The sequence below is a fragment of the Pseudomonas serboccidentalis genome, assembly GCF_028830055.1.
Classification (GTDB): domain Bacteria; phylum Pseudomonadota; class Gammaproteobacteria; order Pseudomonadales; family Pseudomonadaceae; genus Aquipseudomonas; species Aquipseudomonas serboccidentalis.
On sequence record NZ_CP101655.1, the window covers coordinates 1,661,626 to 1,683,188 of the forward strand.

At 60.4% G+C, this 21,563-nt stretch carries 21 protein-coding genes; 8 read left to right on the forward strand and 13 right to left on the reverse strand.

Annotation, left to right across the window (positions count from 1 at the left end; translation table 11 throughout):
- Positions 1-129 precede the first annotated feature (129 nt).
- Entirely contained in the window at positions 130-1,005 is an 876-nt protein-coding gene (locus NN484_RS07645; protein ID WP_215502644.1) for a LysR family transcriptional regulator, read from the forward strand.
- A gap of 131 nt (positions 1,006-1,136) precedes the next feature.
- On the opposite strand, the gene NN484_RS07650 is transcribed toward NN484_RS07645, so the two are convergent.
- The 4 genes from NN484_RS07650 to NN484_RS07665 all read right to left on the reverse strand — a co-directional run bounded on the left by NN484_RS07650 (position 1,137) and on the right by NN484_RS07665 (position 5,445).
- Positions 1,137-1,979, reverse strand: coding sequence for an NAD-dependent protein deacetylase (locus NN484_RS07650; protein WP_215502645.1), 843 nt, complete (start codon positions 1,977-1,979; stop codon positions 1,137-1,139).
- A gap of 161 nt (positions 1,980-2,140) precedes the next feature.
- Positions 2,141-3,187, reverse strand: coding sequence for a class I SAM-dependent methyltransferase (locus tag NN484_RS07655; RefSeq protein WP_127651747.1), 1,047 nt, complete (start codon positions 3,185-3,187; stop codon positions 2,141-2,143).
- Between the two features lie 216 nt (positions 3,188-3,403).
- Entirely contained in the window at positions 3,404-4,708 is a 1,305-nt protein-coding gene (locus tag NN484_RS07660) for an ATP-binding protein (RefSeq protein ID WP_274658819.1), read from the reverse strand.
- Positions 4,705-5,445, reverse strand: a complete 741-nt coding sequence (locus tag NN484_RS07665) for a response regulator (protein WP_127651745.1) — start codon at positions 5,443-5,445, stop codon at positions 4,705-4,707. The genes NN484_RS07660 and NN484_RS07665 overlap by 4 nt, the downstream gene beginning before the upstream one ends.
- 296 nt (positions 5,446-5,741) lie before the next feature.
- On the opposite strand from NN484_RS07665, the gene NN484_RS07670 reads away from it, so the two are divergent.
- Positions 5,742-6,005, forward strand: coding sequence for a DUF2790 domain-containing protein (locus NN484_RS07670; protein ID WP_127651744.1), 264 nt, complete (start codon positions 5,742-5,744; stop codon positions 6,003-6,005).
- 44 nt (positions 6,006-6,049) lie between these two features.
- Here the strand turns inward: NN484_RS07670 and NN484_RS07675 are convergent, their stop codons facing one another.
- A complete protein-coding gene (locus tag NN484_RS07675; RefSeq protein WP_274658820.1) occupies positions 6,050-6,511 on the reverse strand; it encodes a GNAT family N-acetyltransferase in 462 nt (153 codons plus the stop codon).
- 218 nt (positions 6,512-6,729) lie between these two features.
- Between NN484_RS07675 and NN484_RS07680 the strand changes: the two genes are divergently transcribed.
- Entirely contained in the window at positions 6,730-7,542 is an 813-nt protein-coding gene (locus NN484_RS07680) for a class I SAM-dependent methyltransferase (RefSeq protein WP_215502647.1), read from the forward strand.
- A gap of 118 nt (positions 7,543-7,660) precedes the next feature.
- On the opposite strand, the gene NN484_RS07685 is transcribed toward NN484_RS07680, so the two are convergent.
- Together NN484_RS07685 and pcsA are read right to left on the reverse strand one after the other, a co-directional pair.
- Positions 7,661-8,278 carry an EF-Tu C-terminal domain-related protein gene (locus NN484_RS07685; protein ID WP_215502648.1) on the reverse strand — a complete coding sequence of 206 codons (618 nt, stop codon included), beginning with the start codon at positions 8,276-8,278 and terminating at the stop codon, positions 7,661-7,663.
- A 432-nt stretch (positions 8,279-8,710) separates the two neighbouring features.
- Positions 8,711-9,433 carry a phosphatidylcholine synthase gene (gene pcsA, locus NN484_RS07690; RefSeq protein WP_215502649.1) on the reverse strand — a complete coding sequence of 241 codons (723 nt, stop codon included), beginning with the start codon at positions 9,431-9,433 and terminating at the stop codon, positions 8,711-8,713.
- 260 nt (positions 9,434-9,693) lie between these two features.
- Here pcsA and NN484_RS07695 point away from each other — a divergent pair, with 260 nt between their 5' ends.
- Positions 9,694-10,461, forward strand: coding sequence for a tellurite resistance TerB family protein (locus NN484_RS07695; RefSeq protein WP_127651740.1), 768 nt, complete (start codon positions 9,694-9,696; stop codon positions 10,459-10,461).
- 115 nt (positions 10,462-10,576) lie between these two features.
- Here NN484_RS07695 and NN484_RS07700 read toward each other — a convergent pair whose 3' ends face one another.
- Positions 10,577-11,035 carry an REP-associated tyrosine transposase gene (locus NN484_RS07700; protein ID WP_215502650.1) on the reverse strand — a complete coding sequence of 153 codons (459 nt, stop codon included), beginning with the start codon at positions 11,033-11,035 and terminating at the stop codon, positions 10,577-10,579.
- Positions 11,036-11,424: 389 nt separating this feature from the next.
- Between NN484_RS07700 and NN484_RS07705 the strand changes: the two genes are divergently transcribed.
- From NN484_RS07705 to ligD, 3 genes are read left to right on the forward strand one after another with little or no spacing between them, the layout of a single operon-like run.
- Positions 11,425-12,804, forward strand: coding sequence for an iron-containing redox enzyme family protein (locus NN484_RS07705; RefSeq protein ID WP_274658821.1), 1,380 nt, complete (start codon positions 11,425-11,427; stop codon positions 12,802-12,804).
- 10 nt (positions 12,805-12,814) lie between these two features.
- Positions 12,815-13,768, forward strand: a complete 954-nt coding sequence (locus NN484_RS07710; RefSeq protein WP_215502652.1) for a methyltransferase — start codon at positions 12,815-12,817, stop codon at positions 13,766-13,768.
- Positions 13,769-13,785: 17 nt separating this feature from the next.
- The gene (ligD, locus tag NN484_RS07715) at positions 13,786-16,386 is read left to right on the forward strand and encodes a DNA ligase D (protein WP_274658822.1); all 2,601 of its coding nucleotides are present in this window, start codon (positions 13,786-13,788) and stop codon (positions 16,384-16,386) included.
- Here the strand turns inward: ligD and NN484_RS07720 are convergent, their stop codons facing one another.
- Together NN484_RS07720 and NN484_RS07725 are read right to left on the reverse strand one after the other, a co-directional pair.
- On the reverse strand, positions 16,387-16,809 hold the full coding sequence (locus NN484_RS07720; protein ID WP_425518801.1) for a hypothetical protein: 423 nt from the start codon (positions 16,807-16,809) through the stop codon (positions 16,387-16,389).
- A 68-nt stretch (positions 16,810-16,877) separates the two neighbouring features.
- Positions 16,878-17,192, reverse strand: a complete 315-nt coding sequence (locus tag NN484_RS07725; RefSeq protein WP_007962425.1) for a DUF2388 domain-containing protein — start codon at positions 17,190-17,192, stop codon at positions 16,878-16,880.
- Between the two features lie 188 nt (positions 17,193-17,380).
- Here NN484_RS07725 and NN484_RS07730 point away from each other — a divergent pair, with 188 nt between their 5' ends.
- Positions 17,381-18,994, forward strand: a complete 1,614-nt coding sequence (locus NN484_RS07730; RefSeq protein WP_127651734.1) for a methyl-accepting chemotaxis protein — start codon at positions 17,381-17,383, stop codon at positions 18,992-18,994.
- 42 nt (positions 18,995-19,036) lie between these two features.
- On the opposite strand, the gene NN484_RS07735 is transcribed toward NN484_RS07730, so the two are convergent.
- The 3 genes from NN484_RS07735 to NN484_RS07745 form a co-directional block, all read right to left on the reverse strand.
- The gene (locus NN484_RS07735) at positions 19,037-19,543 is read right to left on the reverse strand and encodes a hypothetical protein (RefSeq protein ID WP_274658824.1); all 507 of its coding nucleotides are present in this window, start codon (positions 19,541-19,543) and stop codon (positions 19,037-19,039) included.
- Positions 19,540-20,778, reverse strand: coding sequence for an AAA family ATPase (locus NN484_RS07740; RefSeq protein ID WP_127651732.1), 1,239 nt, complete (start codon positions 20,776-20,778; stop codon positions 19,540-19,542). Before NN484_RS07740 ends, NN484_RS07735 begins: the two co-directional genes overlap by 4 nt.
- Before the next feature lie 161 nt (positions 20,779-20,939).
- Positions 20,940-21,371 (reverse strand): nuclear transport factor 2 family protein, encoded by a 432-nt coding sequence (locus NN484_RS07745; RefSeq protein WP_215502657.1) that lies wholly within the window; start codon positions 21,369-21,371, stop codon positions 20,940-20,942.
- Between the last annotated feature and the right edge of the window lie 192 nt (positions 21,372-21,563).

Here is a 21,563-nt window from a genome sequence, read left to right on the forward strand (position 1 = left end):
AGATAAAACTCAACAATAGACTCCATTACCGGTAGGAGCTGCCGCAGGCTGCGATCTTTTGCTCTTGTCTTTTAAAGTCAAAAGATCGCAGCCTGCGGCAGCTCCTACAAGGATCAAGGCGTATTCAGTATGACCATCAAACAGATCCGCGCCTTTCTCGCCGTGGCCCAGAGCCTGAGCTTCGCCGTGGCTTGCGAGCGTCTGCACCTGTCGCAATCGGCGCTGAGCCTGACCATCAAGGCGCTGGAAGAGGGCCTAGGCGGGCGGCTGTTCAGTCGCAATACGCGCAACGTGGCGCTGACCGCCGAGGGTGAGTCACTGCTGCCGCTGGCCCGGCGCCTGATCGCCGACTGGGACAACGCCGAAGACGAAATGCGCCAGCGCTTCAGCCTGCAACGCGGGCGGGTGACGCTGGCGGCGATGCCGTCGTTTGCCGGCAATCTGCTGCCGCCGATCCTCAAGACCTTCCGTGCGCGCTATCCGAACGTCAACGTCACGGTCAACGACGTGATCAACGAACAAGTGCTGGAAATGGTCCGCGACCGGCAGGTGGAACTGGGCGTGGCGTTCGAGCCGATGCAGAGTACCTCGCTGACGTTCACGCCGCTGTACATGGACCGTTTTGTCGCCGTGGTGCCGCAGGATTCGGCGCTGGCCGGGCGCAACGAAATCGACTGGCAGACCTTGCTGCAGGAACCGTTCATCACCCTGCAACGGCCGTCGACGGTGCGGGTGATGCTCGAAGAACACCTGCAGGCCCGGGGCATGAAGCTGCCGGTGGAATTCGAAAGCCATCAACTGGCAACGGTCGGGCGTATGGTCGCCAGCGGGCTGGGGGTCAGTGCGGTGCCGGCGTTGTGCGCCGAGCAGATGCTGGAGCTGGGCGCCTGTTGCCTGACTTTGAATGACTCGGTGGAGCGGGCGATTGGCGTGCTGACCGACCCGGGTAATGACCTGTCGGCGGCGGCGCAGGCACTGTTCGACATCCTCAAGGCTGAACACTGAACTTGAAATCATTACCCCCTGTAGGAGCTGCCGCAGGCTGCAATCTTTTGATCTTGCTTCTAAAAAACAACATCAAAAGATCGTCCGAACGCGGCCCGAGCCTGCGGCATCTCCTACAGGGGAGTGCGGATTCAGGTGGTCAGGTGTTGAGCCAGCAACGGCAGCAGTTGTTCGCACGACGCTTCGATCTTCAAATCCAGCAACTCATCCGCCCGGGTCTTGCCCAGATTGATCGCCATCAACGGCTTGCCCCGATCGGCGATCACCCGGCACAGGCGAAATGCCGAATACGCCATCAGCGACGAGCCCACCACCAGCAAGCCCTTGGCATCTTCCGCTGCGGCCATGGCCCGGGCCGCCGTCGGCTGCGCCACGTTCTCGCCGAAGAACACCACGTCCGGTTTCATCCGCTCGCCTGCGCAATAGGGGCATTGCGGTGTCTGAAAACGTGCTTCGAACGCCGGGTCGAGCAGGGTATCGCCGTCCGGCGCCTGCACCGCGTCGACCCCGGCCAGATACGGATTCTGTTCAACCATTCGCTGCTGAATATCATCGCGCGCGCTGCGCTGGCCGCAATCCAGGCACAACACCCGGTGCAGGCTGCCGTGCAGTTCGATCACGTCATGACTGCCGGCCTGATCGTGCAAGGTGTCGACGTTCTGGGTGATCAAGGCGTCGATTTGCCCTTGGCGCTGCAACTCGGCCAGCGCCGAATGTGCCGCATTCGGCTGCGCCTGACGCACCCGTGGCCAGCCGAGCATGGCCCGCGCCCAGTAGCGACGGCGGGATTCGGGGGCGGCGAGAAACTCCTGGTACATCATCGGCTGCCGGCCCCGGCGCACACCTTCGCTGTCGCGGTAATCCGGGATGCCCGACGGCGTGCTGATGCCGGCGCCGGTCAGCACCACAAAGCCACCATCGGCCATGGCCTGGTGCAGGATGTCGAGGTGTTCGCGGATCGGGCTGTCGAGCATGGTCAGCACTCCGGGGCAATTGGGGTGCCAAGCAGATTAGCACCTACCTCTGTGGCGAGGGGGCTTGCCCCCGTCGGGGTGCGGAGCAGCCCTCAAAAAGCGGGCCTGCTGCGCAGTCCAACGGGGGCAAGCCCCCTCGCCACGGGTTTCAGTCCCGGTATCTATTTGCGCGCCTCCAGAATCAGATTGAACGGTGTCTGCGTCGCCCGGCGAAAATGCTTGAACCCGGCCTCGGCAAACACTTTGCGCAAGCGCATTTCACCGGCCTGTGCGCCGAGGCCGAGACCGACTTCCTGTGACAGCGAGTTCGGCGTGCAAATAAAGGTCGACGCCGCATAAAACAGCCGACCGACCGGGTTGATGTTGTCGTCCAGCGTATCGTTGGCGAACGGTTCGACCAGTAGCACCGTGCCGTCGTCCTTCAGCGATTCGTAGGCATGCCGGGCCGCGCCGACCGGGTCGCCCATGTCGTGCAGGCAGTCGAAATAGCAGATCAGGTCATAGTCGCCGCCGGGATAGCTTTTGGCGGTGTTCTGGAAGAATTTCGCCCGGCTGCTGACACCCCCTTCTTCAGCGCGCTGGGTGGCGACGGTGATCGACGGCGCGTGGTAATCGAAGCCGACGAAGCGCGAGTTGGGAAACGCCTGAGCCATGATCACCGTCGAGGCGCCGTGGCCGCAGCCGATGTCGGCGACCTTGGCGCCGTCTTCGAGTTTCGCCACCACGCCGTCCAGCGCCGGCAGCCATTCAGCGATCAAGTGACCTTTGTAGCCGGGGCGGAAGAAGCGTTCGGTGCCGCTGAACATGCACGGGTGGTGGTCACCCCAGGGCAGGGCGCCGTTGCCGCGCATCGCCTTGACCAGTTTGTCCTTGTCGTGGAAAAACGATGCCACCACGCCGAGCCCGCCGGCGACGTACACCGGTGAGTCTTCGACGGCCAGTGCCAGCGCCTGTTCTTCCGGCAGGCGAAACTGGCCATCGTGATGTTCCATGTAGCCGGACGCGGCATGGGCGCTGAGCCACTCACGGACGAGTCGGGGGTTGCAGGTGGTTTTTTCGGCGAGGGCTTGCGGGGTGATCGGCTGACTGTCGGCCATTGCCCGGTACAGCCCGAGTTCTTCGCCAACGATGACGTTCGCCAGCATCGCGGCGCCGCCCATGTCGTTGACCAGTTTGCCCATGAATGCGTTGAGTCGGGCCTCGTCCATCACATGTGCTCCTGAAACAGGATCACAGTCCGGCGGCGTTGAAGGTCGAGGCATACGCCACCGGGCGGTGGTCGTGGAAACGGGCAGGGCGACGGATGCGTCCTGCAGCCCCCTCGACTGGGTCATCAGTCAGTCTAGCCGGGCTGGGGCAACCTGCAGACTTTGTGAACCCTGCGAATCCCCTTGTAGGCGTGAGCCTGCAGGGATTTGTATGGGTCAGGCATGCAGTGGCAATTTCAGTTCTGCACACAGCCCACCGCCCTCGCGGTTGCTCAGGGTCAGCGACCCGCCAAGGGCCATGGCCAGTTGCTGGGCGATCGCCAGGCCCAGGCCGGTGCCGCCGGTGCTGCGGTTGCGAGAGTTTTCCACGCGGTAGAACGGCTGCATGACCTGTTGCAACTCGGCTTCGGCGATGCCCGGCCCGCGATCCATGACCTTGATCGACAGACCGTCGCCGGTGTCGACCTGCAACTGCGCCGCCCCGGCGAATTTCAGCGCGTTATCGGTCAGGTTCACCAGCACCCGGCGCAGGGCCTGGGGCCGGGTCTCGATCACCGCCGCGCTCTTGCCCTGAAGCTGCACGTCCTGGCCCATGTCCTGATAGTCGAACACCAGGCTGTCGAGGAACGAGTCGAGGTCGGTGCGCCGGCTTTCCTCGGTCGAACCGTGGATGCTGCGGGCGTACGCCACGCCTTCGCGCACCAGATGCTCCATCTCGCCGAGGTCGTTCCACAGTTTGTCTTTCTCCACCGAGTCGTCCATGAATTCTGCGCGCAGCTTCATGCGGGTGATCGGGGTTTGCAGGTCGTGGGAGATCGCCGCCAGCAGTTGCATGCGCTCTTTCAGATACGCGGCGATGCGCGCCTGCATCGCGTTGAAGGCCCGTGCGGCGTAGGCCACTTCCGTAGGGCCTCGCTCGTCGAGCATGACCGGGTGAGCGTTGGGATCGAGGGTTTCCACGGCGTTGGCGAGGCGGGCGAGGGGGCGGATGGCGATGCGCACTGCCAGCCAGGTGCAGGCGATCAGCAGCGCCAGTTGCCCGAGCAAGACCCCCGGCAGCCACGGCGACAGCGGCGGCATGGCCGGACGCACATCGATGGTCACCGGGCTGCCGTCGCTCAGGCGCACATGGGCCTGAAAGTGTTTTTGCTCCCCGGCAAACCGAGTGAAAGTCAGTGGGTGGGCGCCGCCGATTGCGGCGCTGATCGAAGTCACGGCCACTGGCACTTCGTCGGCGTCGAGCGGGGCACCGGGATCGCCGTCGCTCAACAGATAGTCGTAGTTGGTGCGGGCCAGTTGCTTGAGCCAGGCGGGGCGTTCCTGCGCGGGCAAGCGGTCGAGGATCGCGATCGAAGTCGAGACGTCGCTTCGCATATTGCCGAGCATGGTGCTTCTGGCACTCTGGAAACGCTCGTAATACTGCGCGCCGAACGACAGTGCCTGGGCGAGGATCAGCCCGACCAGAAAGATCAGCGACAACCGCGACGCCAGGGTGCGCGGCCACTGCAACTTAAGGCTCATGCCGAGGCTCCGAGGATCTCCACCGGCAGCGAGAACACGTAGCCCTCGCTGCGCACGGTCTTGATGCAGGCCGGTTCGCGCGCATCGTCGAGCAGACGCTGGCGCAGGCGGCTGACCAGCAGATCAATGGAACGGTCGAACAGATCAGCCTCGCGACCCTGGGTCAGGTTGAGCAACTGATCGCGGCTGAGCACCCGTTGCGGATGATCGAGGAACACTCGCAGCAAGCGGTATTCGGCACCGCTCAGCGCCACCAGTGTGCCGTCCTGGTCCAGCAGGTGGCGGGCCGAGGTGTCCAGTCGCCAACGGCCGAAGGCGAGCAGGCGACCGCTTTCGGTGACCACCAGATTCGGCGGCAGCATCCGCGTGCGCCGCAGCACGGCGTTGATCCGCGCCAGCAATTCGCGGGCGGCGAATGGCTTGGTCAGGTAATCGTCGGCGCCCATTTCCAGACCGATGATACGGTCGGTTTCATCGTTGCGCGCCGTGAGCATCAGCACCGGCGTGGCCTTGTGTTTGCCCACGCGCAGTTCGCGGCACAGCTGCAGGCCATCGTCGCCGGGCATCATGATGTCGAGCACGATCAGGTCGACGGTGTTGGCTTCGAGGAAGCTGCGCATCTGCCGGCCATCGGCGACCACCGTGGTGCGCAGGCCGTTCTTCTTCAGGTAATTGCCGACCAGTTCGCGGATCTCGCGGTCGTCGTCGACGATGAGAATGTGATCGACATGTTCCATCGGTGCAGAACCTCTATCAAAGGGCAATGCCGTGCAGTCTATCGATACTCTGGCTGCTCGCCTGCCCGGGTTTGTATTGCAGTGTATCTGGCGCAACGCGGGATACACACAAACGCAAAAACGCGATTTCTGCAGGGTTTTGTATCGCTGTGTATCTCCGGGCAGCGGGGATACACAGCGAGTTATAGCGGGCGTTTTCTGACACAGACGCGATACCTCACGCGCCTCAAATAGGCTCCATCGAGGCCCACACAGCTTGCCTCGGCTCAACCCACACAAGCCTTGAGGAAATCGCCATGACCCACAAAACCGTTGTCGCCGCCTGCCTGTTCGCTGCTCTGAACATCTGCACCCTGTCGGCTCGCGCCGAAGCCGACGTCAGCCCGCACACCTACACCTACGGCACACACCTGGACGTGCAGAAAGTGCTGTCGATGACTCAGGACACCTCGGTGAACTGCGGCATTGTCGACGCGCGCATGACCTACCTCGATTCGGCCGGCAAAACCCAGGTGCTGGATTACCGCAAATTCGCCGACGGCTGCAACAACGAAAACTGAGTGCTCACTGGCATCCGCGGTCGCTGGCCGTTCGCATCAATGGCTCATAGCTCGCGCACCATGAGCCATTGCTCGTTGTCCCAGGCGTGAAAGCGCTCCAGCACTGTCCAGCCACGTTTGGCGTAGTAGTCCTGTTTGTTTTGCGTGTGCAGGTAGAACCGCGCGCAGCCACGCTGTTTCGCCGCCTGGCTGATGCCTTCGATCAAGCGTTCCGCCAGTCCCCGGCCCCGAGCCTGCGGGCTGACAAATACGCATGCCAGCCATGGGCCGAGATCCGGGCGCAGGTCCAGATCCGCCCGGGCCAGCGCCGCACCGCCGAGCAGTCGGTCGCCATCCAGCGCAATCAGGCACGGCCAGTCGCCGTTGCTCTGGCCGGCAGCGAACTCGCGTTGCCATTCGGCCAAGGGTTGCCGGGCGTATTCGTAGGCGAATTGCCGGTGGATCCACTCGGCGTAAGTGTCGCTGTGTTGCAGGTGATCGACGAGCCATTCAAGGCGCAGGGACATGACGGGAATCCATTCTCGGAACACGGGAAGGCATAAGAGCCGATTGCCCCCGCCTGTGGCAATCCCGACAGTGTTTCGAGGGCTTTACAAAACCCCGCCATTCATCGGCCCGGCCCTTGTTTTACTGGCTCTTCGGACGATTGGCAGGGACGCCGACGACCCTCGGCGCGATAGTGAGTGAGTGGGTCAGTTCTGCAACCTGCTGTGGAGCACGATTGATGAGTACACCCATTGATCTGGCGGGCCTGAAAGAACGCCAGAAAGTCGCCTGGGCCAGCGGCGATTACGCGCTGATCGGTACCACCTTGCAGATCGTCGGCGAGAACCTTGCCGAGGCCTGCGACCTGCGCTGCGATGAACAGGTGCTGGATGTCGCGGCCGGCAATGGCAATGCCACTTTGGCGGCGGCGCGACGTGGTTGTCAGGTGACTTCCACCGACTACGTGGCGGCGCTGCTGGAACGTGGCCAGGACCGGGCGCGGGCCGAGCATCTGGACGTGATCTTTCAAGTCGCTGATGCCGAAGCGTTGCCGTTCGCCGATGAGAGTTACGACGCGGTGCTCTCGACGTTCGGCGTGATGTTTGCCCCGGATCAGGCCACAGCCGCTGCGGAACTGGCGCGGGTCTGCCGGCGGGGCGGGCGGATCGGCCTGGCGAACTGGACGCCGGAAGGGTTCGTCGGCCAGATGTTCAAGGTGCTGGGTCGCCACGTACCGCCGCCCGCCGTGGCGCAACCGCCGTCGAACTGGGGCACCGAAGCGTGGTTGCACAGCCACTTCGGCGAACGTGAATTCCTGCTGCAGGTGACGCGCCGCACGTTCAACTTCCGCTATCGCTCGGCGGCGCATTTCATCGACATTTTCCGCCACTGGTACGGGCCGGTGCACAAGGCATTCGCGGCGCTGCCGCCGGAAAGCGGGCAGGCGCTGGAGAGTGATCTGGCGGATCTGCTGAACCGGTCGAACCGGGCGGGGGAGGGATCGCTGGTGGTACCGAGCGAGTATCTGGAGGTGGTCATCACCAAGCGCTGAACGTCCGGAAAGATGCAAAACCGTTGTGGGAGCCTGCTCGCGAAGGCGGTGTGTCAGTGGAAAAATATCCGACTGACGCACCGCGATCGCGAGCAGGCTCGCTCTTTCAGAAAACGTTTCAGTCGTTGATTTCGGACACTACGCCTCGACCGACTGTTCGGCTGTCTTCACGGATATCGAAATGCTGACCTGGCTCCATTGCGATTGATTTGGACAGTTCAACTTTGAGTTCCACGGTGTCCCCCGGCATTACCGTTTCAACGCCACTTGGCAATTCGATCGCTCCGGTCACGTCAGACTTATGGAAGTAGAACTGGGGTCGGAACTCCCTGGAAAACGCGGTATGACGTCCGCCTTCTTCCTTCGACAATACATAGATACTGGCGGTAAATTTTTTGTGAGGTTTGATTGATCCTGGTTTGGCCACAACCTGGCCAAGTTCAATGTCTTGAGGCTGGAGCCCGGCCAGCAACAGGCCGATATTTTCCCCTGCGTGGCCCTCATCCGGCATTTTGTTGGACGTTGCGACGCCAGTGCAGGTGGTTTTTCTTGTGTCACGTCTACCGACTAATTCCACTTCGTCGCCAACCTTGATAACACCTCGCTCAATGCGCCCCGTTACCACAGTACCGCGACCTTTGAGCGTGAAAACTTCCTGCACAGGCATCAGAAAAGCCCCAGCTTCAGCCGGGGGAGTAGGACGGGGGTCATCGAAAACATCTACCGGGCCGCTCATGGCAATGACGCCCCCGAATGTGACGCCTCCGTATGATCCGGATAGTCCAAATGCTCGAAGTCGAGACCTTTTTGTCCGAGGGTACCGACGTAGATGATGGGTTTGTCAGTGTTGGCGACCATGATGATGAGCTCCCGTGAGTAGCGGCGAATCGTGTTTTCGATTTCACGGTAGCGAGTTCAGAGTAAAGGCGGCAACTGTCAAAGCTGACAGTTGACGGGCATTCAAAGATTCACTAAGAGAGCTGCTGAACACCAAGAAATCGGCTGTTTTAATAGCCTTGAACGCTAAAAAGAGAGTGTTAGTAGTGAATAGATCTAGAGGCAGGAGATTGTGGTCACCCAGCGTTGATTCAGCATCATGAAGATCCCCTCTAGACCTTCGCTTGCTCGCGAAGGCCTAGAGGGAGATGGTGTTTGGCGGGGCTGGCAGCTATTTCAAGTGCGGCCGATCAAACCACTCCAGCGCCGTGCGCCAGATGCAGATTCCCAGAAAGTACGCCGACATCAGCAGCCACAAAGCCATCACCAGCGGATTGAGCGCTGGGTGGTTGAGCACCAGCGACAGGCTGCACAGCAGCCAGATCGCCGTCACCGCGATGTTGATCGGCATGAACCGGCGCACGCGGAACGGGTGGAGGAATTTCATCCGGGTGACGGTCAGCAGGGCCAGGCCGATCACCGTCAAAAAGGTGATCCACGGCCCCGGGCCGATGATGTACAGGCACAGGGCAACCACGTTCCACGCGGCCGGGAAGCCGACGAAATAGTTGTCCTTGCTCTTCATGTTGACGTTGCAGAAGCAGAACAGCGACGACACCAGAATCAGCGACACGGTCAGCAGCAGGGTGTAGTCGGGCAGGGGAATGTAGCGGTAGATGAACAGTGCCGGGATGAACACGTAGGTGAGGTAGTCGATTACCAGATCGAGGATCGAACCGTCGAAACTCGGCAACACCGATTGCACATTGACCTTGCGTGCCAGCGCGCCGTCGAGACCATCGACGATCAACGCCACGCCCAGCCACATCAGGCAATGGGTCGGCTGGTTTTCCAGCAGCGCGAGGGTTGCCAGAAAGGCAGTGACCACGCCGGTCGCGGTAAAACCATGGGCGCCCCATGCTTTGAGCCTGGCGATGTGTACGGTCGATATCACAGGGGCGTTCTCCAGAAAAATGAAGCAAGCCGGGTATCACCCTTGGGCACAGGGCGCCGGCAAACCGGGTCGGGGTTGCAGCTATCGACCGGTTCGGCCGGGATAAGGTTCACCACCTTTGAATCTTAGCTGGCCGCACAAAAAATACCTCGGCGAAATCCGCCGGTGGCGCCAGGCGTCAGCTAAATGGTGTTGGCGCGATGGCTGCGGCAGTCTATCGTTGCCTGACGCAATTAATGCCAATGCCTGAGGACGACATCATGAACACCAGCGATTTGCTCGAACAACTGCTGCGGGGCCAGGCCTCGGCAGGACAACAAAGTGGTGCCTCGGCCGGTGGTGGTCTGGATGGGTTGGGCGGCTTGCTCGGCGGCCTGTTGGGCGGCGGTGCGAGCGCTGGCGGCAGTGGGGCGCAGTCCGGTGGGCTGGGTGGTCTGGGCGGCTTGCTCGGTGGCCTGCTCGGCGGTGGCAGCGGCGGTGGTTTGGGCGGCGCGCTCGGCGGAGCACTGGGCGGCGGCGGTACGCAAAGCCGCTCCGGCGGCACCAATTATGCGGCGCTGGCCTCGCTGGGGATGATGGCGTTCCAGGCGTATCAGGCCTGGCAACGCAGTCAGGCCTCGGCCGCACCACAACAGATCCCGCAAACGGCGAATCTGCTGGCCGGGCCCGAGGTCGAGGAACACAGTCACGCGGTGCTGCGGGCGCTGATCGCGGCAGCCAAGGCTGACGGTGAGATCGATGAACGTGAACAACAGATGATCAACGGTGAAATCAGCAAGCACACCGACGATCCGCAATTGCAGCAGTGGTTTGAAAGCGAAGTCGCCAAACCGCTGGATGCGAACGAAGTCGCGCAGGCGGCCAACGGCGATCCGGCCATGGCCGCTGAGATGTATCTGGTCAGTGTGATCCTGGTGGACGACCAGCAGGATGCCGAGCGCAACTACCTGGATGAACTGGCAGCGGCGCTGCAGATCGATCCGCAATTGCAGGTGCATCTGGAACAACAGGCCAAGGGTACGGCTTAAGGCAAAGTCAAAAGATTGTCCGCACGCGGCCCGAACCTTCGGCAGCTCCTACAGAGGATTGGCGGTGTACTCCAGATACCTGTAGGAGCTGCCGAAGGCTGCGATCTTTTGATCTTCAGAGCCAGATTGCGTCCCACAACGGATAATCACCCAAGCGCTGCACCAGTCCGGCTCGCAATGGGTTCATGACGATATAACGGGCTGCCGCTTTAAGATCTTCATCGCGACGCAAGGCCCGGTCGTAATAGCCGCGTTGCCATAGACCTCCCTGGCTGCCAGACATCAGGTTTACCGACCGACAACTGCGCGACTTGACGCGGCACATCAACTGCGCCAAGGAACCTTGTTGCAACTCAACCAGCCAGTGCAGGTGGTCCGGCATGACCACCCAAGCCAAAGATTCAATCAATCCTGCCTCATCGGCCGCGCGCATCTGTTCAACCAATAATCGTCCCGTTCTCCAGTCGGAAAAAACCGGTCGACGCGCCTCAACCACCGCCGTCAGCAAATAGACACGCCCAACCTCCGAATATCGCCCCTTGCGCAAACCACATGCTCTTGCAGCTTCAGGCATTCCATTGCCCTCCGTGACCATCGTCTTGGAACACTAGCGTTTCCGAGGCCAATCGCGAATCCAGCTCATTACACGATGTAAATGTAGGAGCTGCCGAAGGTTCGGGCCGCGTGCGGACGATCTTTTGATCTTCAAAAATCAAAAGATCGTCCGCACGCGGCCCGAACCTTCGGCAGCTCCTACAGTGATCAAGTGATCAAGTGATCAAGTGATCAAGTGATCAAGTGATCGAGTGATCAAGTGATCGAGTGATCAAGTGATCGAGGGTTGATCGGGCCGTCCGTCAGGGCGATTTTCATGTCGATTGAATTTTTCTCCGTAGCGGTTGCTCTGCTGCTGTAGAGGCGTGAAGCAACGCCCTGACAGGCCAACCGACCGAGAACATTGACATGACTGCCCTGACTTCCCTGCAAGCGCCGAGCGCGCAGCAACAGCCGATCATTGCCGACGGTGATCTGCGGCGCATTTATGAGGCACTGCTGCTCGAGGATTCGCCTGAAACCCTCGCGCAGGATTTTCTCGATGAACAATTGCTGCGTGCCTCGCAGTTACCCGAAGCGCTGCCGCAGGATCCGTCTGCCTGGCAGGCCTGGGTCGCTCAACGCTGCACCGAGGTTGCCCGGCAGTATGCCGAGTACCTGCAACAGCGCCAGGCCGGCGGGCCGCGCCAGTTCTTCAGCAACAAGGCTCACGCGCTGTACTTTCTGCAAGCCGTGGCGCCGACCAAACTGGTCGATGGCGCGTGGCTGTACGGATTGTTGCCGCAATGGCGCGACCCGCGTTTTGACGGCTTGCTGTGCACCTATCTGGAAGAACTCGGCGACGGCAATCCTGCGCAAAACCATGTGGTGATCTACCGCAAACTGCTCGCCGAACATGGCTTGCAGGACGCCAGCGCCATCACGGATGAGCGCTACCTGCAAGGCGCGCTGCAACTGGCACTCGGTGCCTGTGGCGAGAACGTTCTGCCGGAGGTCATCGGCTACAACCTGGGCTATGAACAACTGCCGCTGCACTTGCTGATCAGTGCCTATGAACTCAGCGAGTTGGGCATCGATCCGTACTACTTCACGCTGCACGTGACCATCGATAACGCCAGCACCGGCCATGCGCAAAAAGCCGTGCAGTCGGTGCTCGACCTGCTGCCACTGGAAGCCGATCGCGGCGAATTCCTGCGCCGGGTGTCGCTGGGTTATCGACTCAACGATCTGGGGCAGGGCAGCCGCGCGATCATCGAGAGCTTTGACCTGGAACACGAAGTGCTGGCGATGCTCGAACGCAAGCGTCCGTTCGGCCAGCACATGCATTCGGACTACTGCCGCTTCGAAGGCAAAACCGTCAATCAGTGGCTGGCCACGCCCGAGCAACTGCCCGGATTTTTGCAGGCGATGCAGGACAAAGGCTGGATCAAACGCAACCAAGACCCACAGGCCAGTCGCTTCTGGCAGTTGATCGACGGTGACGGTGCGGCAATGTTCGGCGTGTTCAGCCCGTATGAAAAACAGCTGCTGCACGACTGGATTGCCGGTGACTGGACGCCACCCGACCCACGCAAGGTGCCACGACGCAGCCGTCAGGTCGCGACTCCCGACGCCGCCGTGCCCGAACACGATCCCGATGTGCAACGCCTGACCGCCGCCCTGCAAGGCCAGGACGGTCACGGGCAAATGGCAACGCTGATCCCGTGGCTGGCGCCAGCCCGTCACGCCCACCCGGCGGGGCTGTTGGCGACGCGTCGTTTCATCGAACTCAAATCCAGCCTGCGCTAAGGAAATCCCCATGAATCAGGAAGAACAACTGTCCGCCAACGACCTCACGCTGCTGCAACTCGGCCGACGCTTGCAGGCCGACGGCTACCGTTTCATCACGCCGACGCCCTTGACCCATCAACGCGTCAACCAGCGAGATGAGGGGCAGGCCGCCGAGACCCTGCGCGACGTCTTCGGCTGGTCGCGTCCGTTCGAGCCGGGGTTGTTGTCTGCTGACGAACAGCGGCAATTGCAGGAGGCGCAAGTGATCGATGTCTACGACGGCCGCTTGAAAAGCCGGGTGCGCTGGTCGAGTCTGGATGACTTGCTCTTCGTCCACTCGGGGTTTCCCACCGACGCCGCCGACTCGGTGTTTTTCGGCCCGGACACCTACCGTTTCGCACAGCTGATTCACGCGCACCTGCAACAGAACTTCGCGCCGATTCAGCGCGCCGTGGACATCGGCTGCGGTGCCGGCGTCGGTGCGATCCTGATTGCCCGCGCGCGACGTGAAGCCGAAGTGCTGGCGGTGGACATCAATCCCGCCGCGCTGCGCCTGACCGCAATCAACGCGGCATTGGCCGAGGTTGCCAATGTCGAGTTGCAGGCCAGCGATGTGCTGCAGGGCATTGACGGCAGCTTCGACCTGATTGTCGCCAACCCGCCGTACATGGCCGACCCGGCCGGACGTGCCTACCGGCATGGCGGTGGCTCACTCGGTGCCGGGTTGTCGCTGCGCATCGTCGAGCAGGCCCTCAATCGACTGGCGCCCGGTGGTTCGTTGCTGCTGTACACCGGCGTGGCGATGGTCGACGGTCGCGACCCGTTTTTCGACACCGTGGTGCCACGGCTGGACTCGACGCGATTCGGCTGGACCTATCGTGAACTGGACCCCGACGTGTTCGGTGAAGAGTTGTTGAACCCCGGTTACCAGCGTGTGGACCGGATCGCCGTGGTCGCGCTGACCGTGACCCGCATGGGCTGAAACAAGGCAGGTGCGCCATGAACCGGAACCTCGACGACTACAACCGCATGCGCGATTTCTCGGCGACCTCAGAGCCCGCCGCCGTCAAGCGCCGTGCCCGCAGCAAGGCCACCGAGCATGCGCTGCAGTTCTGCATCCAGAAGCACGACGCGTCGCATCTGCATTACGACTTTCGCCTGGAACTCGATGGCGCACTCAAGAGCTGGGCAGTGCCCAAGGGGCCGTCGCTCGACCCCAAGGTCAAGCGCCTGGCCGTGCATGTCGAAGACCATCCGCTGGATTACGCCACGTTCGAGGGCAGCATTCCCGAAGGGCATTACGGCGCCGGCGATGTGATCGTCTGGGATCGTGGCGTGTGGATCCCGCTGGAAGACCCGGCCAAGGCCTACGCCAAGGGCAAACTCAAGTTCGAGCTGCAGGGCGAGAAGCTGTCCGGCCTCTGGAACCTGGTGCGCACGCACATGCCGGGCAAGAAGGAAAACTGGTTCCTGATCAAGCATCAGGACAGCGCCGCCCGCCCGCAAGACGACTACGATGTGCTCAGCGCGGAGCCGAACAGCGTGCTCAGCGAGCGAACCCTGATCAGCAAACCGAGGCTCGCCGCCGAGCAAGCCAAACCCGTGAAAAAGGCCCCGGCCAAACCGCGCAAAGCCGCGTCCGGGACGCTCACCGGTGCGCGCAAGGCCAAGCTCCCGGCGCAACTCAAACCGGAGCTGGCGACCCTGGTCGACAGCGCACCCGAAGGGCAGTGGAGTTACGAGATCAAGTTCGACGGCTACCGGATCATGGCGCGCATCGATCACGGCGAGGTGCAACTGTTTACCCGCAACGGTCACGACTGGACGCACAAACTGCCGCAACAGGCGCAAGCACTGGCCACGTTGGGGCTGGAATCGGCTTGGCTGGACGGTGAAATGGTGGTGGCCAACGAGCAAGGCGTGCCGGATTTTCAGGCGCTGCAAAACGCCTTCGAAGCCGGGCGCAGCGGCAACATCGTCTATTACCTGTTCGACTTGCCGTACCTCAACGGCGTGGACCTGCGTGAAGTGCCGGTCGAGGAGCGCCGCGCGGCACTGTCCACGGTGCTCGGTGGGCATGAGCAGCCCTTGCTGCGCTTCTCCGAAGCCTTTGACGAAGCCCCGGACGCGCTGCTCAACAGCGCCTGCCAGATGCAGATGGAAGGGCTGATCGGCAAACGCCTTGGCTCACCCTACGTGTCGCGGCGCAGCAGCGACTGGATCAAGCTCAAATGCAAGCATCGGCAGGAATTCGTGATTGTCGGCTACACCGATCCGCAAGGCGCGCGCAGTGCCTTCGGTGCCTTGCTGTTGGGCCTGCATGATCGTGACAGCGGCGAGCTGCGCTACGCCGGCAAGGTCGGCACCGGGTTCAACGAAGCGACGCTGAAAAGCATCCTCGCCCAACTCAAGCCGTTGCAGGTGAAGAAGGCCACGGTGGTCAATCCGCCAAGTGGCTTCGACGCCAAAGGCGTGCACTGGCTCAAGCCGAGCCTGTTGGCAGAAGTGGCGTTCGCCGAAATGACCAAGGACGGCTCGGTGCGTCACGCCGTGTTCCATGGTTTGCGCAATGACAAACCGGCCAGGGCCATTACCGAGGAGCGAGCGAAAACCGTGAAGACGTCAGCCAAAGCCAGCCCATCGAAAAAGGCACCTTCAGCAAAAAAAACCACCCCTTCGAAGACCAGCGAACCGGCACCGTCGCAGCTTGGCCTCGCCAGCGGCAAGGTGCGCATCACCCACCCCGATCGGGTGATCGATGCAGTCAGTGGCACCACCAAGATGCAACTGGCCGAGTATTACGCCAGTGTTGCCGAATGGATTCTGCCGCAACTCAAGGATCGCCCGGTGGCGCTGGTGCGGGCGCCGGACGGTATTGCCGGCGAACTGTTCTTCCAGAAAAACGCCGAGCGCCTGGCGATTCCCGGCATCACCACGCTGGACAAAGACGTCATCGGCCAACCGGTGATGCTGATCAACAACGCCGAAGCGCTGATTGGTGCGGTGCAGATGAGCACGGTCGAGTTGCACACCTGGAACGCCACCACGGTCGATCTGGACAAGCCTGATCGATTCGTCCTCGATCTCGACCCGGACCCCGCGCTGCCGTGGAAAAGCATGGTCGAAGCCACCGCGTTGACCCTGACCGTGCTCGATGAACTGGGACTCAAGGCGTTCCTCAAGACCAGTGGCGGCAAGGGTATTCACCTGGTGGTGCCGTTGACCCGCAAACATGGCTGGGACGAGGTCAAGGATTTCAGCCACGCGATCGTCAGCCATATGGCGAACCTCTTGCCGGAGCGGTTTTCAGCGGTGTCCGGGCCGAAAAACCGTGTCGGGCGGATCTTCATCGATTACCTGCGCAACGGTCTGGGTGCCACCACCATTTGTGCCTACGCGGCGCGCACCCGCGAAGGGTTACCGGTGTCGGTGCCGCTGTTTCGTGACGAGGTGGCGGAGATCAAGGGCGGCAATCAGTGGAACATCAGCAATGTCCATGAGCGTCTGAACGAGGTCGGCGATGAGCCGTGGGCCGAGATGAAGAAAACCCGCCAGAGCATCACGGCCGAGATGCGCAAGCGGGTTGGCATGAAAAAGTGATCAGGTGTCGCGCAGCAAGTCGTGGGCGTTGAGCAGTTCGAAGGCGATTTCGGGGTGGTTGTTCAGGCCCCGACGAATCGCTGCGGGGATCGATTTGCGCGTCTTGCGACACATCCCCGGCAGCTCCGCGATCTGAATGTCGATGCCAAGCATGGTGCGCACTTCATGAAATCCCGGGGCGACTTCCACACGTACGCCCAACTGCTCGTACATACGGTTCTGCAGGTGCCGCAGGTCGGCGAGGTCCTTTAGTTGTTCCAGGCGCGCGAGAAGGATTTTTTCCTGCTCGCGCGTGAGACGAAGGATGCGCAGATCCGTGCCGGGCGTCTCCAGCAACGATTCGCGCCCGCAATCGCAGGCGCCGGGCGGGCAGGGTGAGCGCAAAGGCGCAAGGGGCGCAAGAGTCGTCATGGCCTCCATCATAGAGGCCGTCGGACCGTTTTGCCTATGCGCCTTCAGCTGCCGTCCATCGGCCGCCGCATCCGTGACAGCTACTGATTCAGGCCTTCGTAATGCACCAGAATCGCGTTGGCGAGGTCCTCATCGCTGGCGTTCAGACCGGGGTTGTCGTGGCGCACCTGTTGCAGTACCGACTCAAGATAAACGCCACGGATGGCCCCGCCGCTGGCGACAAATGCGGACAAGTCGTCGCGTGCCGGGATCACCATTTTGTGATCCTTGAAGGTCGAGTACAGCGAGGCGGACACACCCGCCGAAGTGGCGACGTCTCCGGCATCGACACGAGCCAGAGCCGAGCCGACAGGGAGGCACAGCAGGAGAGAAGAAATGAGCACTAACTTGCGCATGACGGTGTTCCTCCACAAGCGCGAAGCAAAAAGGAAGGACTACATAATCTCAGAGGGGCGCCGCTTGCCGGAGTTCCATTCGAGCGCAAGGATACTTGCTGAAACGCTCTGGGGCGGCGCATTTGCCCAAATAGGCTTAACTGAAACCCTGACAGGTGCATTCCAGCGAGCCTCAGGAGGAACCCACGGTGTCGATCAAATTGCGTTTGCTGTTGCTGATTGCAACCAGCCTGCTGACGGCGCTGATCGTGAGTCTGGTCAGCTATGTGGGGAATACGCGGATGTCCGGCGCGGTGAACGACAACGCGGTGAGCATGACCGCGCTGCGCAATCATATGGAAGCCGACATGATGCACGATGCGCTGCGTGCCGATGTGTACTCGGCGATGCTGGTGGGCCTGGGCAAAAGCACCGGCACGGCGGCCGAGGTGCGGGAGTCGATCAACGAGCACGCGACGCACTTTCGCGAAGTGCTGGATGAAAACCTCAAACTGCCGGTCAACCCGACGCTCAAGGCTGCGCTGGAACAGATCAAGCCCAGCCTGGACACCTACATCGAGGCGGCCGAGCGCATTGTCGGCCTGGCACTGGACAACCCGGACAGTGCCCAGCGGGAACTGGGTACGTTCAACGCGGCGTTCAGTCACCTCGAAGAGCAGATGGCCGCGCTCAGCGAACTGATCGAAAGCAATACCCGCGACACCAGTCAGGCCACCGAAAGCGCCATCCGCAGTGCCAACATCGCCCTCGGTGCGGTGTTGCTCGCCAGCCTGTTGCTGTTATTGGCGCAAGGGCGCTGGGTGACCCGCAGCATCATGGGGCCGCTGAAGTCCGCCAACCACATCGCCCAAAGCATCGCCCACGGCAACCTCAGCGAGCCGATCAGCGAACCGACCGGCAAGGACGAAGCCAGCACTTTGATTCGCAGCCTGGCGACCATGCAGCGCGATCTGCGCAACATGATCGATGCGGTGCGACGCAACGCCCATGGCGTCAGCGGCATGAGCGAGCAACTGAGTCAGGGCTGCCATCAGGTGGCCGACAGCAGTCAGCAGCAAAGCGCCGCCGCCGGCACTATGGCCGCCGCTGCCAGCCAGATGACTGCCAGCATCGAGGAGATCACCCGTCACGCCGAACGTGCGCTGGGCATGGCCAATCAGGCTGAGTCTCTGGCCAAGAGCGGCGGGCAGGTGATCCATCAGGTGGTCAGCGACATGGACGACATCGCCCGCTCGGCGCAGCAGTCGGCGCAGGTGATCCGTACGCTGGATCAGGAATCCGAAGGCATCTTCAACATCATTCAAGTGATCAAGAGCATTGCCGACCAGACCAACCTGCTGGCGCTCAACGCGGCCATCGAAGCAGCGCGAGCCGGCGAGCAGGGCCGGGGCTTTGCGGTGGTCGCCGACGAAGTGCGCAGTCTGGCCGCACGCACCAGTGCCTCAACCCAGGAAATCGCCGCCATGGTCGCGCGCATCCAGCACAGCACCCGCGAGGCGGTCAGCAGCATGGAGGCCGGTGTGGCCCAGGTCGACAAGGGCATGGCGGTCACGGCCGAAGTCGAACGGGCGATCCGCGAGATCCTCGACGCCACCCTCAGCACCACACAACTGGTCAACGACATCACCCGCACCATCGGCGAGCAGAGCCAGGCCAGCAACGAAATTGCCCATCAGGTGGAAATGATCGCCGGCATGTCCGAGGGCAACAGCAAGGTGATCGGGCAGACGGCCAATACCACGGATGAATTGTCGAGTCTGGCGGGGGCGTTGGCGCTGTCGGTGGATCGGTTTCGGTTGTGAGGCGAATGTGGATGTTTGCTCACGACGAACTGAGCATATCGATCACTGATCCGCCTTTCGCCGGACCTTTATGGCGGCCTCAATCTTCAGCCTGAAATTGTATTTCGAGAAAAGATTCTTCGCGTTGAATTCTGGTTTAACGAAGGGGGCTTTTTTGTTGCAGACGTACGCTATTTTGGGATGGTAGCTAGCCAAGAATTGCTCGCCGTGTGCTGCAATCAAAAATTTAATAGTCGACTCTAATTGTTTTATTCCTTGGCTTTGCCAGCCACTTCCAGCTCGATCCTTGAGCTCCACCAAGTACAAGGCGTCTTCGGTATTCAGCATGCAGTCACAGCGCTCCCGGCCTTTTTCCTCTCCGTCTTTGATCACGCATTTGTCAATCGCGGTAAATACAACCGATCTTTGGAGGGGATTTACTACGGACGCTACCCATGTTGCCCGGTTTCCGGCGTCAACATAGGCTACGGGAAACTCTTGATCGTCACGTATTCCAAATTCGGCATCAGTAAACGGGCCTGTCTGGCAGCGAGTATCAAGAAAATTCACCCTTTCAGCTCCTCCTCAATATCGAGGAGTGCGTCAAATAGATCATTGCCTTCTTGCAAGGATCTGTTCAGAAAGTTGTCATCGGAAGGGATGCCATCAACTATCGGCAGCGTCTTGATTGATCCGTTTTTTTCATCTGCTTGGTAAATTGCCAACTCATTGATGTCCACCAAAGCGTGTAAAGGGATAACCGTGGCAAGTTTAGGGAGGAGGTCCTTATCGCGTTTTTTCTTGTGAATGCTGTCCTGCAGATGTTTGCCTTGTACGGCAATCGTCAAGTAATTAACCACATAGGGGCTATGGGTTGTCATCACTAGACGGTTGTTCTCTCCCTGATTATTGAACTGCAGAAGACTCTGCAAAACGCTCCATTGCGACTGCGGATAAAGATTTTGTTCCGGCTCTTCCACTATATTGATAAACGCTGACTTGTTGAATCTGGACGAGAGGGCGGAGAGAGCGATACGCCGCTGTTCCTCCGTCAGAGAATCGATAGAAAATATTTGTACGACCTCCTTTCTGAAGCGATCCAGTTCTTCGGCGCTCATGTTCTCCTGTCGCTCTTCACTGTGTACTTGAACAGCATTGGCCAGGTAATGGCTTACTAAATGCAATGGCACAGCAGATTGAAATCCACTGGAGGCGTCGGCCAATCTGAGCTTGTAATCGGAGTCACGAATATTGAGGAGGTCGTTCAGTTTGTCGTATTCGAGTTCTGCCTGGTTGATAGGCAATAACAGAGTGCCCTTCATATTGGCTTTGGCTGCATCGAACTCAGTCAGAAATTCCTTAAGCGAGTCAGAGGATAATTTCAGCTCGCGAGGGTGTCTGACGTACGAGATGAAGTTGCGCTCAGCAGGCACATACATAATCTGAGGCAGATGGTAATTTCCGCCCTTCGAAGCAGTGATATGTAGCTGGCCCCGCAGGTAGCGAATGGAAAAGGCCTCACCTTCGTATTCGATCTCTGAGGAGTCAGAGATGTAGTGTTCTAGCCTGTGATAAGTCAAAAAGGGTTTGATGAATTTATTCTTTCGTTCAAACCATTTTTGTTCGTAATCCCCGCGCACCAAAGCCTTTTCTATCCACGAAAAGGTTGAGTACAGCTTGGCCAGCGTGCTTTTCCCGGAGCCCTGATTGCCCACGAATACGGTCACGCGTTTGAACTCTATCCAACCGTCATTCTCAACTCCATCGCGGATAGGGCCAAAATGCTTGACGCGTAGTCGGGTCATTGAACACTCCATGAGAAATAGCTTGGCAGGTACAGCTGTGCAGCATATCAGGGCGTTAAGCAAACGGGAGGGGCAAATGCGTGAAGCTTGCCGGCGGAACGTGCTTTTCTCCTAAGAATAAAAGCTCCGCCAATTCAAATCGGCGGAGTGCTACACATCAGTCAGAATTTGTACGCCTGTCTCCCGACCAGCAACCACGTTCCTTGCTGCTTCTGCCAGATCTGGAAATTCTCGATCTCCGTCGGTACCACCTCCGTGCCTTTCAGTGCCTGCGCCGAAAAATGATGACGCACCAGTGCGGTGTCACCAGAAAGGGTGATGGTCTGGTTCTGCATTTCAAGTGTCTTGAATGCACTTTTGCCTGTTTCGATGTCGGCGATGAACGCTTTTTTGTCCTGGATCTTGCCGTTGGAGTGGCCGTAGGTCAGGTTGTCGGCCGTCAGGGCGTTCAACTCGGGGATGTTTTTGTGCAGCATCGCCTGGGTCAGATGATCGACCGCTTGGGCGACATCTTTTTCTGCCGGGGCAGGGGCAGCCATGGTGTAACCGCAGAAGGTGCAGAGAAATCCGATCAGAAGTCGGGTCCTGGTCATGGGGCTGTTTCCTTGTAGTTATGGGGTTGATGACTGATCACCTGACTGCTCATCATCGGTCATCGTACAACGTAGCAGGTTTTGGTTTGTTCAGGCAGCCGTTCCAGGCTTTCCGTCACAAGGGCGCTAAAGTGGAAAGGTTAAAAGGCTTCAATCAGAGTCTCACCGGATCATGTTCGGCCTTTGGCAGCC